Annotated in this window: 9 protein-coding genes; all 9 read right to left on the bottom strand. The window is 39.0% G+C overall.

Annotated elements, in window-relative coordinates; translation table 11 throughout:
• On the bottom strand, positions 1-1,720 hold a 1,720-nt coding region (locus V7083_RS20950; protein WP_335481595.1), incomplete at its 3' end, for an ABC transporter ATP-binding protein.
• 21 nt (positions 1,721-1,741) lie between these two features.
• Entirely contained in the window at positions 1,742-2,182 is a 441-nt protein-coding gene (locus V7083_RS20955) for a MarR family winged helix-turn-helix transcriptional regulator (RefSeq protein WP_335481624.1), read from the bottom strand.
• A 131-nt stretch (positions 2,183-2,313) separates the two neighbouring features.
• Entirely contained in the window at positions 2,314-3,069 is a 756-nt protein-coding gene (locus tag V7083_RS20960; protein WP_335481598.1) for a hypothetical protein, read from the bottom strand.
• A 97-nt stretch (positions 3,070-3,166) separates the two neighbouring features.
• Positions 3,167-5,605 carry a DNA topoisomerase IV subunit A gene (parC, locus tag V7083_RS20965; protein ID WP_335481601.1) on the bottom strand — a complete coding sequence of 813 codons (2,439 nt, stop codon included), beginning with the start codon at positions 5,603-5,605 and terminating at the stop codon, positions 3,167-3,169.
• Positions 5,602-7,581, bottom strand: coding sequence for a DNA topoisomerase IV subunit B (gene parE, locus V7083_RS20970; protein WP_335481604.1), 1,980 nt, complete (start codon positions 7,579-7,581; stop codon positions 5,602-5,604). Before parE ends, parC begins: the two co-directional genes overlap by 4 nt.
• 287 nt (positions 7,582-7,868) lie before the next feature.
• Entirely contained in the window at positions 7,869-8,282 is a 414-nt protein-coding gene (locus V7083_RS20975; RefSeq protein ID WP_335481607.1) for a CoA-binding protein, read from the bottom strand.
• Positions 8,283-8,376: 94 nt separating this feature from the next.
• A complete protein-coding gene (locus V7083_RS20980; protein WP_335481611.1) occupies positions 8,377-9,219 on the bottom strand; it encodes a sensor histidine kinase in 843 nt (280 codons plus the stop codon).
• Between the two features lie 90 nt (positions 9,220-9,309).
• Entirely contained in the window at positions 9,310-10,215 is a 906-nt protein-coding gene (locus V7083_RS20985) for a diguanylate cyclase (RefSeq protein WP_335481615.1), read from the bottom strand.
• Positions 10,216-10,454: 239 nt separating this feature from the next.
• Positions 10,455-12,188, bottom strand: a complete 1,734-nt coding sequence (locus V7083_RS20990) for a glycosyl hydrolase family 18 protein (RefSeq protein WP_335481618.1) — start codon at positions 12,186-12,188, stop codon at positions 10,455-10,457.
• Positions 12,189-12,323: the final 135 nt, after the last annotated feature.

Genomic DNA, 12,323 nt, shown 5'->3' on the forward strand with positions numbered 1-12,323 from the left:
CCTCCTCCGACAGCTGCGACATCACAATTTCTCGGTAAACCCCACACGTTTCCATTAATTCCTTATGCTTCCCGATCCCGGCAACTTCACCATTATCCAAAACAATAATTTGATCAGCATCCATAATGGTGCTTACGCGCTGAGCTACAATAAGGGTGGTTGCTAATGAGGTTTCGTCTTTCAAGGCCGCTCGCAATTTCGCATCAGTCTTAAAATCGAGTGCGGAAAAACTATCATCAAAAATATAAATCTCTGGTTTTCGTACGAGAGCCCGAGCAATAGATAAACGCTGTTTTTGACCACCTGAAACATTCGTTCCCCCTTGGGCTATCAAGGTATTAAATCCTTCAGGCATGTTAGAAATAAACTCTGTAGCTTGAGCAATTTTAGCCGCATGCTCCACATCAGCATCTGTTGCATTTTCCTTGCCATAACGAATATTCTCAGTGATGGTTCCAGTAAATAGAACTGCTTGTTGTGGTACAAAACCAATTTTTGATCGCAGACTCTCCTGTGACATTTCCCTAACATCGACACCATCAATCAGTACTTTCCCACTGTCAACATCATAGAATCTCGGAATTAAATTGATGAGCGTCGATTTACCCGAACCGGTACCGCCAATAATGGCCGTTACTTCACCAGGATTCATCGTAAAAAAGATATTGGATATTGCAGGCATCTCAGCCCCAGGATAGCTAAAAGTAACGTTTTGAAATTCAACATACCCTTCTTTTTGCCCAGTAACTGGTGAAGGGGCATTTGGGTCCCGAATATCGGCAATTGTTTCAAAGACTTCATTAATACGAACAGCCGATACGGAGGCTCTTGGAATCATGACAAACATCATCGATAGCATGACAAAGGAAAACATAATTTGCATCGCATACTGAATAAAGGCCATCATGTCGCCAACTTCCATATGCCCATTGTCTATTCGGATCCCGCCAAACCAGATGATTGCTACCGTGGTAAGGTTAAGGACAATCATCATAATAGGCATCATAATGGCCATTAATTTATTGACTTTAATTGCCGTTTGGGTTAAATCCCAGTTTGCAGCATCAAAGCGTTTCTTCTCATGATTCACTCGATTGAAAGAGCGAATCACGCGAATTCCTGTCAAGTTTTCTCGCAGGACACGATTTAATTTATCGAGTTTTACTTGCATGGCCTTGAACAATGGTATTCCCATTCGAGCCACAATGACAATTGTTATGATCAAAACAGGAATGGAGACAGCTAACACCAAGGTTAATTTTGCGTCCTTGGAAAGGGCCATAATAATACCACCAATACACATCATCGGTGCCATGGCCATCATTCGCAGCATCATAATCAGTACCTGCTGTACCTGTGTAATATCATTAGTGGTCCTTGTAATAAGGGACGCGGTCCCTAGTTGATCAAATTCATGTAACGAAAAATTGCTCGCATGACTAAAAAGTTTGCTTCTTAGTAATTTACCAAACCCAGATGCTGCCTTTGAAGAGTAGAAGCTTGCAATAATGGAACAGATCATTCCACCTGCCGCAACCAACAGCATGATCCCGCCAATTTTCCAAATATAATGAGTATCTCCTGTTACAACACCCTTATCTACGATATCTGCCATTAAAGTTGGCAAATAAAGCTCTGAAAGGGATTGAGCCAAGACGAGGATCAAAACAAGAATAATCGGCATTTGGAAGGGTTTAAGAAATCTAGTCAGTTTTAACAACGTAATTCATCTCCCATCCACTTAGCGGTTTAAACCATCAAAATATTGATGAACTTTTAGTAGTAATTCTGCTAATTGATCACTGTCTTCTTCTCCCAAGTAATCAATTAACCCTTTAAAATTTTCTACAAAAGTCTTCCTTGCCTTTATCACAGCTTCTAACCCTTCCGCGGTAAGTTTGATTTTAACAGCCCGACGGTCATCCGGATCTACCTTCCGTTCTACCAACCCGGATTTTTCAAGACCATTAATCATCTGCGTTACAGTAGGCGGGGTGACTTTTAATATTTGACTAATTTCTGATACTTTCACCTCGGTGTTTTTTTCATTTGCTTCTTGATAAATCGTGGCCAACACTTTGAATTCACTTGGGTTAAAGCCATTGATTTTTTTCTCGTGCCAACCCGTTTTTCTAAAGTGCATAAATGCTTTTAGTAATTTTTGGGCCGTGGCGCTCTCCATATCTGCCAATTCTACTACCTCCACTTTGTTTACCTACTAAATTATTAGGTTGCTTATTAATTTGCATACCTAATTATATTCCTCCATATAACCAACGTCAAATCAAAATGAAAAAACTAGGAAGCAGTCTCCTAGTTTTTAGCTTTATTCACATTCACTTTTAGTAAATTCCACTGGTTGTTACTATAACGCCAAATTGATTCTACATAAGCAATCGTATCAGCATTGGCAATGCCTGTAACTCTTTGCATCCCTTTTAATCCTGTAGTGCCATCCGATAAAATGATGGGAATAAGACTGTTAAAGGGATTTACATGTAATTCAGTCGGTTCATTTATGTTTCCATTATAGTAAAGGCCCAATTTTTTGTAATATTTTTTTCGATCCTTTAAATCAAACAAATATGTTTTACCAGTTGCTAAAATTTTCATCTCAGCTCTATAGTCATTCATAAATTTCGTTTCCAATTCTAGTGGTTCGGGTACTTTTAGGTCGGTCTTATGAAAATCCTTCAGTGTATATAGATAATGAAGGGAGATACCGCCACTACCACCCGTCTCAACTGTTGCAAATAAGTCTTTTATACCGTCATGGTTTAAATCGATTAACTGCAAAGCCGCTTTTGAACCACTCTCTAACGGGAAATTATATTTCTTACTGTTTGTCGCCATAACTACAAGCTCTATTTTCTTTAAGTAACCCTCTTCACCTTGGTAAGGGAACCCTTTTAGCATAACTATTTCATTTTGCCCATCCCCTGTGACATCCGCCGATTTCTTGGTAATCGTAATTGATTTAGAACCTTCCTCAATCGCATTGACCCCTGTAATTGCTGTTAGCGAAAAAATAAATAAGGCAACTAATGCTAGCCCATATTCCTTTTTCATTCTGATTCCCTCCCCACTTCTAGTATTTGGTAGTATAACCAAATTTGCGGGAAAAGATGAAAAAAGACTCCCAAAATTATGGAGAGTCTTTTTTTGTTTATTCAGTAGTCGGAAGCGTCGACTCCACTTTCCATACAGTAGAAACTTTTCCGTTTTCACCTTCATCAAGAATGAAAGAGCCATTGGAATAGCGGTCACTAAAGCGGATATCTCCTGCCTTTAGAGTCTCGATCGAGCCTTTTTCTGTTTGGATAAATAATGCATCTTGATCATTAGCAATAACAAATCCCATAATTCGGTGCGGATTTGCTTTTAGTTCGCGAAGAATGACAACGCCCCGCTTAGCACGTGTTGCTCTTTCAAATTCACTGAGTTTCATTCGTTTCACAGAACCGCGTTGTGTGGCAATCACAACAGAACCGGTTGGATTAGCAGAAAGGAGTTGACCGCTAACAACATAATCATCATCCTTTAAGTTGATTCCTTTCACACCTGCAGTCCGGACACCAACGATACTGATTTCTTCCTCAGCAAACCAGAGAGCATAGCCCAGATGGGTAACTAAGAACAGATCTTTTGTTCCATCAGTCAGATGAACGTCAATGACCTGATCATCGTCTTTCACATTAATTCCGACAAGAGGCTTAGAATACCTTTGAGCTTTATATTGTTTAAGCTCCGTTTTCTTAACCATGCCATTTTTAGTGACAAACACCAGGTAGGCATCAGATTCAAAATCTTTTATTGGAATTGCTTGGACAATTTCCTCATCGCGATCAATTGGAATAATGTTCGCAATATGCTGTCCAAGGTCTTTCCAACGAATATCCGGAAGTTCGTGGACAGGGCAATATAAGTAATTTCCTTTGTTCGTAAACAACAGCACAACATCCTGGGTATTCACATCTATCTGTGCCAGAAGTCGGTCGGATTCCTTCATTGCAAAATCTTGTCCGTTTGAGGCAGCAAAGGAGCGTTGGCTTGTCCGTTTGACATAACCATGCTTCGTCACTGTAACAATAACATCCTCACTTGCGACAAGGACTTCAAGGTTAATTTTTAGTTCTTCGATTTCGGCCTCAATCTTGGAACGACGCTCGTCTGCAAATCGTTTTTTCACGTCTCTTAATTCTTTTTTGATCACTGAATAGAGCTTTTTCTCACTTTCCAAAATGCTGGTTAGCTCGGCAATCTTGTTAGCTAATTCTTCAGCTTCATTTCTTAATGCCGTAATATCTGTATTCGTTAATCGGTATAACTGCAATGAAACGATGGCTTCCGATTGCAGCTCGGTAAACCCAAATTTTGCGATTAGATTATCCTTGGCATCACGTTTATCTTTAGAAGCGCGGATAGCCGCTATTACTTCATCAAGGATTGACAAAGCTTTGATTAAGCCTTCGACAATATGCTGGCGTTCCTTCGCTTTGCGTAGATCAAACTGAGTTCTTCTCGTTACTACCTCTTTTTGATGGCTGATATACGCATCTAACATATCAGAGAGTCCCATTAGCTTCGGTCGTTTTTGATGAATAGCGACCATATTGAAATTATAGGTTATTTGTAAATCACTATTTTTATATAAATAGGTTAATACACCTTCAGCATCGGCGTCTTTTTTAAGTTCGATCACTATGCGAAGTCCGGTACGGTCTGTTTCATCGCGAACCTCGGAAATTCCCTCGACTTTACGGTCAAGGCGAAACTCATCCATTTTTTTCACGAGATTGGCTTTATTGATCTCAAAAGGGATCTCTGTAATGACAATTTGCTGTTTGCCGCCACGTACCGTTTCAATTTCTGCTTTTCCACGGACAATAATTTTACCTTTACCGGTTTGATAGGCTTTTTTAATCCCTTCAAGCCCTTGAATAATACCACCAGTTGGAAAATCTGGTCCTTTAATAACAGTCATTAATTCATCAACGGTTGCTTGAGGGTTTTCCATTTTCATAATGACACCATCTATTACTTCACCAAGGTGGTGTGGAGGGATATCAGTCGCATAACCCGCAGAAATCCCTGTAGAACCGTTAACAAGCAAATTGGGGAACATGGCTGGTAATACAGTTGGTTCAGAAGATGTATCATCAAAGTTCGGAATAAAATCCACCGTTTGTTTTTCAATATCCCGCATCAACTCAGCTGCAATCGCAGAGAGTCGGGCCTCAGTATAACGCATCGCTGCAGGTGGGTCACCGTCTACACTACCATTATTCCCGTGCATTTCCACGAGAACATTTCGAACCTTCCAATCCTGACTCATCCTTACCATAGCCTCATATACGGAGGAATCACCATGAGGGTGGTAATTACCGATTACGTTACCAACTGTTTTGGCAGCCTTACGAAACCCTTTTTCATGGGTATTTCCTTCCACATGCATGGCATATAATATTCTACGCTGTACAGGCTTTAAGCCATCCCTAGCATCAGGCAAGGCTCGTTCTTGAATGATATATTTACTGTATCGGCCAAACCGATCCCCTATGACATCCTCCAGAGGTAAGTCCCGAAATTTTTCATTCGTACTCATCCTTCAGAAACCTCCCCTGCGATTGAAATATTTTCATTTTCTAGAATCGAATCATCTTCTTCCAAGCCAAAAGCGACATTACTTTCAATCCATTTACGACGTGGTTCTACTTTGTCACCCATTAATGTGGTCACACGTCGCTCCGCTCTGGCAGCGTCATCGATTTTCACACGGATTAAAGTCCGTGTCTCCGGATCCATCGTTGTTTCCCAAAGTTGATCAGCATTCATCTCTCCAAGTCCTTTATAGCGTTGGATAATATAGCCCTTACCAACCTTTTTCATTGCAACTTGAAGTTCATCCTCATTCCATGCATACTCGATAATTTCCTTTTTTCCAGTACCTTTACTAACTTTATAAAGTGGTGGAAGGGCAATAAAGACCTTACCCGCTTCAACCAACGGCTTCATATATCGATAAAAGAATGTTAGTAATAGAACTTGGATATGGGCACCATCCGTATCAGCATCAGTCATGATAATTATCTTATCGTAATTGATATCCTCTACATTAAAGTCAGAGCCTACACCACCGCCAATTGCATAGATAATGGTATTAATCTCTTCATTTTTAAAGATATCCGATAGCTTTGCTTTTTCAGTGTTTATTACCTTACCCCTTAAAGGCAGAACGGCTTGAAAACGTCGGTCACGACCTTGTTTAGCTGAACCACCTGCAGAGTCACCCTCAACCAAATAAAGCTCATTTTTTTGTGGGTTTCTGGATTGAGCCGGAGTTAATTTACCAGAAAGAACTGTTTCGGAGCGTTTGCGCTTTTTACCGCTTCTCGCTTCATCTCTTGCCTTACGGGCAGCTTCTCTTGCTTGGTACGCTTTAATTGATTTTTTAACGAGCAGGGAGCTAATATCAGGATTTTCCTCCAGAATGTAGGACAATTGCTCTGATACAACGGCATCAACTGCGGAACGTGCCTCGCTAGTACCTAACTTGCCTTTTGTTTGTCCTTCAAATTGCAGCAGTTCCTCAGGAATGCGCACGGAAACAATGGCAGATAATCCCTCACGAATATCGGAACCATCAAGGTTCTTATCCTTTTCTTTCAGTAAACCCACTTTTCGGGCATAATCATTGAACACTCTAGTCATGGCTGTTTTGGCCCCGACCTCATGGGTGCCGCCATCTTTTGTACGAACGTTATTGACGAATGACAGCACATTTTCGGAATATCCGTCATTGAATTGAAAAGCAAAATCCACTTCAATTCCATTTTGAACCCCTTCAAAACTAAAAACCGGATGAAGTGAATCCTTCTCTTCGTTCAAATACGTAACGAATGCCTCAATTCCGTTTTCATAATGATATACATCATGGAAATCATTTCGTTCGTCTATGAGATCTATTTTTAAACCCTTTAGCAAAAAGGCAGATTCTCTTAGGCGCTCACCTAATGTTTCAAAATTATAGGTAGTAGTGGAAAAAATGGTTGGATCAGGCTTAAAGTGAATAGTTGTTCCTGTTTGGTTGGTTTTTCCTGTTTTTTCAAGAGTCGTGACAGGTGTGCCACCATGTTCAAACCGTTGTTGATATACAAATCCATCTCGTTTAATTGTAACCGTTAACCATTCTGATAAGGCGTTTACGACTGACGCACCAACACCGTGAAGACCGCCGCTTGTCTTGTATCCGCCTTGACCAAATTTACCGCCTGCATGCAGCACCGTTAAAATTACCTCTGGTGTGGGTTTACCCATTTTATGCATGCCAGTAGGCATACCTCGCCCTTTATCGACAACACTTATAGAATTATCTTTGTGTATTTTTACAATGATTTGCTCGCCAAAGCCAGCTAGTGCTTCATCGACGGCATTATCCACAATTTCATAAACTAAATGGTGGAGACCTCGTGAGTCAGTACTGCCGATATACATACCAGGGCGCTTTCTGACAGCCTCCAAACCTTCTAGTACCTGTATGGCATCATCATTATATTCAAAAGCTTGCTGATTTCTTGCCACTTACATTCCCCTTTCATACCTTGCCAAAAGAACAAACCTTCTAATTTCGATTATAACCAAATTTAATTATCTAAAATATTGTATCATGAATTTAAAAAACATTAGAACGGATGTTCGTTACTTGATTTTACCATATTTTCTTTGAGCGTCTATGCTTTATTTTAGCGATTTATTTCGATTTGGCAAACAAGTATTTTTAAAACATCATCACTTTGTCATACAATGGGCAAGGATTTAGGAGAAAAACAAAAAAAGCTGCCAGTTTTTAGCAGCTTTTCATTCATATTTTATTTTGTTAATGCATGCATGACTTTAATGCACCGGTCCATAATGACCGTATAGTCTTTTTCTTTCAAAAAGTGGTAAGCATCTTCGTTGACCAGTCCTTGTTGGGCCCAAAAGATATCCGCATCGATTCCAACGAATTCTTGCGCAACATCCATCAATTGTTCGGAGCGGCGGAATACATTGACAATATCAATATGCCCTTCAATATCTTTTAATGTTGGTACAGCCTTCACCCCAAGCGCTTCATCGATTGTAGGGTTTACCGGGATAATTTCATAACCGGCTTGCTGCATCACTTTAGAAACCTGATAGGAGGTGCGATCAGGGTTATTGCTTAACCCAACCACAGCAATACGTTTTGCTTTTTTTAAAATCGCGCCAATTTCTTCTAAACTTGGATTTTCAACTGCCATATTATTCACTCCTAATCATCACATTACCTATATTTTACCTGTTTCCGAAAAAAATATATATTAAAACGCTTCCGGACATTGCGGAAGCGTTTATTCATACAGAAATCAATTCTCGTTTAACAGCGGAATGAACCTTTGGGACAGAAAGACATAAACAGGTGCCGTCACCGATATTTTCCATTGCTACAGTCCCATCCATACTTTCTAAGATAATCTTGGTCATATAAAGACCAAGGCCCGTTCCATGCATTTTCGTTGTAAAATATGGATCGAATACCTTATCAATTACCTCTGGTTTAATTCCACCCGCATTATCTCTGAACTCAGCCATGACAAACTCATTTGATTCATGGATCGTAATGTAAAGAATCCGTTCTTGGATATCTTTTTCAACAAATGCATCTCGAGCATTGGTTAATATATTAAGTACGACCTGACTAAATTCATTTGGATAACCAAAGGCAGTTTGCTGTCCTCGATACTCAAATTTGACTTGAATCCCGTGTTTTTTTAGATTTAAAGAGAAAATAGCAAGCGCATCCTCAATGCTTTCAGCTACTGAAAAAGCACTTTTTTCATTGCTCATTTTATAAAATTTCCGGAAATCATGGAGTGTTCTCGACAATAGGTTAATTTGAATCATGCTCTCTCTGGTAAATTGATCGATATAATGATGATCAACCTCATCAAATTCCAATGCTTCTCTTACGTCTTGAACCAGTAATGACAAACTATTTAGAGGCTGTCTCCATTGGTGTCCGATACTGGCAATCATTTCACCCATTGCCGCAAGCTTAGAATGATGGAGTAAGATATGATCCTTTTCCCGATTTTTGGCGACCTCTTCTTGGATTCTTTTTTCTAAATTGTGAATCTCCATTTCATATTTTTCTGACAGTTCCCGATATTTTTTCTCACTTTCGTTTAAATTCTTCATAAATCCACTTCCCCTGAATATGACCTGGGATAAGCCAAAACCAATTAGGAGGGAGAGGGAAATTGCAAGATAGATCATGATGTCACCTTCTTAAAGTTCCTTAGCATGTAATAATGTCTGATTTCTCCCATCCTTTTTAAATTGGGTAAGTGACTCCTCCGCGAGAAGGAGTAATTCCAATTTTGATATTCCTTTGGAAAATTCTACTGCTCCAACCTTGCAGGAAATCTTTCCATTGTTTTTAAAAGGGTATTCTTCAATAATCAAACGTATGGATTCGGCTAACGCAAAGGCGCCTTGCGAATTTGTTTCTGGGGTAAGCAGGATAAATTTATCCTCTTCCCATCTTGCGAGAATATCACTTTCTCGAATTCGTTGTTGAATGATGGTGGAAACAGTTGTAAAAACCTCATTTTCAACATGCTGATAGATTGTATTGTTTGCTTCTTTTTCTTCTTCGATGCCTATGAGGATGATAGAAAAAAAATGATCATATCTTTCCGCCCTGTTGATCTCATTTTCAATAATTTCCATAAATTTCTGACGATTATATGTTCGTGTTAATGGATCAATCATTGCACTTTTCTTATTAAGCTGAATAGCACTAACTGCTTTTTGGACACCTTGTAAAAAAAGCTCTAAATTTATCGGTTTTAAGATAAAATGATTGACTTTATGTTCAATGGACTGAATAAAACAATCATTATCATCTTGAGCTGTTGTCACAATAATCTGCACTTGATCGTCTAACTGTCGAATTTTTTTGATCATTTCAAGCCCGCCGATTGGGTTCATCTTAATATCTGCAATAATTAAATCTGGGTGATATTTTTGAAATAAATCAAATCCCTCCGTACCGTCTTCCGCCACATAAATTTGTGAAAAACGCCTTTTAAGCACCCTGAGTAGTTTTTCCCTAAAATACCTTTCATCCTCTACATATAAAACTTTAATATCTGGATATCTGTGACAATATCGTTGGTGCTTTGTTGCCAATCTAATCACCCCATTTCTACAAAAAAATACTAGTAAAACCGGCCTACAAACATTCCTAGGCCGTTATTCATCTGGTATCATATATGGATTTTACCTCATTATAAGAGTCCACTCTAATGCTTTCAATCAGTTTACAAATGGTTTGAAAATTCTCCATATTTTTGTAATAAATTTGACTTTAATTAGACCAATAATGTTTACAAATGAAAATAGACCGGTACTTTACCGGTCTACAAACACTATTTTTGAACAACCATTTTACTAATATCCAAAGCTGTCCAGGCCGTTGGGTCTCCAAAGGATCGGGACCAACTAGCTACCCCTGCCAATTTATATTTAAGTGACAAATCAATTCGTTTTTTTAAGGACAGCTCATCTTCAATCCAAATTTTATAGGTTGCATTTTCATTGGTAGCAATATATTCCGCATAATTTTGCCCTGTCTCCTCGTCATATACAGGGTGGATTCCCTTTTCAGCAAGCCACGTTTTAACCTGTTCCATTGTCAATGCCTTTGAAGTTAATTCTGTGCCGCCATTGGCGGTCGTTTGTTCCTTCCAGAGTCTTGCATATAATGGAACTCCGAGGATTAATTTTTTCTCAGGAACCTCCTGCAATAATTTCCGCAAATTATTTTCTACCCATGGCAAACTGGCCACACTTCCTGGCCCATTTGCCGCTGTATGCTCGTCGTAAGCCATAATAACTAAATAGTCAACGACATCTGAGAGCTTGGCACGCTCATAAAAACTAGACCAATTGTTCGAGCTACTTCCTGTAGAAAACGTAACATCCATTGAAACAACTAGGCCGGCTTCATGAAGATATGGAACCGCTTCTCTGATAAATTGAGTGACAAGCGGTCCGTCTTCAGGATTTACATTTTCAATATCGAAATTAATCCCCTGCAACTGATACATCTGGCTATATTGAAGTAATCTCTTGATGATATTTTTCCTAGTATCAAAGTCTTTGAATACTTTACCAGTCAGTTCCGGATCAAAGGAATTGGAAAAAAGCCCCCACACCTGATAGCCTCTTTGTTTCGCCCAATGACTATAATCAATTGATGCCAAATTGTGAATGGATCCATCTTCCCCACCTAAAGAGAACCAAGTAGGTGAAATCACATTGAGACCGGGCATTTCCGTTATTTTAGCTACATCCGGATTTCGGGTATAAACAGCCTCCCATGTTAAATTAATGGGCCTCTTCATGTTCGGAAGTTGATAATTTCTTATCTCATTGGTAATGGTAATCTTATGTACCTTACCCTGTTTAACATAATTCTTTTGAATGTATCCACTCATTCCATTCCTTTTCCGAACAAAATAGAAATGATCTTTTTCACCTTCGATATAGACTGCTTCTTTTTTCGATACTTCTGCAGTATATGGTGATCGGAGTGTTGGTTCTGTCCTTAGTCTTAGCTTTTCACGATTAATATCCTGATCTTTTACTATGCCATCACTATATTTGTCTCCATTCTGTAGAATCCAAATGGCATTGCGATCTGACAGTATTTTATATTGAATCGGATAAAAAGAAAGAAGTGGTTCAACTGCAATATAAAGCTTACTGTCCGAGTTCTTGATTGGTGAAAAGGGTAAAGATACTGGTTGATCATTTATAAAATAGGTTAATGAATCACTAGGCATTTGGACAACTTTATCCTTAGTGGTGATGATGATAGAGTTTGACTTTTCATCCAGCCGAATATGGCTATCGATATTTTTTTGTAAAAAAGCTAAAGAGACATAAACCTTGTCTCCATCTATTATTGCATTTCCTGCTTGCCTTCCATTGAACAAAATGGGATGATTCCCTTGAAAAAAGGCCACTTTCTCTTTCGACGCAAACGGATATAATAATAGAGTAATGGCAGAAATAATAAGCAATAACCCTCCAATCAATCCGCCCACTACCCAAGTTTTTCGTGGATAATGCTTTCGTCTGTAAACTACTTGTGTCATAAACGTTCCTCCCCACATACTATCCTAAGGGATGAAGCAAATTTTAGAAAGATATTTTTCTTATTCAAAAGCTATGTTAAAGAATACTGTTGATTTTAAACCCTGTTGATTGGAGCGGAAGGAACGAAGACTCCT

The organism is Bacillus sp. JJ1764 (genome assembly GCF_036962145.1).
Classification (GTDB): domain Bacteria; phylum Bacillota; class Bacilli; order Bacillales; family Cytobacillaceae; genus Neobacillus.

Bases quoted from the DNA above. Each gene is read 5' to 3' on its own strand.
- V7083_RS20980 (WP_335481611.1), bottom strand. From the start codon at position 9,219: ATGAAGAATTTAAACGAAAGTGAGAAAAAATATCGGGAACTGTCAGAA.
- V7083_RS20990 (WP_335481618.1), bottom strand. From the start codon at position 12,188: ATGACACAAGTAGTTTACAGACGAAAGCATTATCCACGAAAAACTTGG.
- V7083_RS20975 (WP_335481607.1), bottom strand. From the start codon at position 8,282: ATGGCAGTTGAAAATCCAAGTTTAGAAGAAATTGGCGCGATTTTAAAA.
- V7083_RS20960 (WP_335481598.1), bottom strand. From the start codon at position 3,069: ATGAAAAAGGAATATGGGCTAGCATTAGTTGCCTTATTTATTTTTTCG.
- parC (WP_335481601.1), bottom strand. From the start codon at position 5,605: ATGAGTACGAATGAAAAATTTCGGGACTTACCTCTGGAGGATGTCATA.
- V7083_RS20955 (WP_335481624.1), bottom strand. From the start codon at position 2,182: ATGGAGAGCGCCACGGCCCAAAAATTACTAAAAGCATTTATGCACTTT.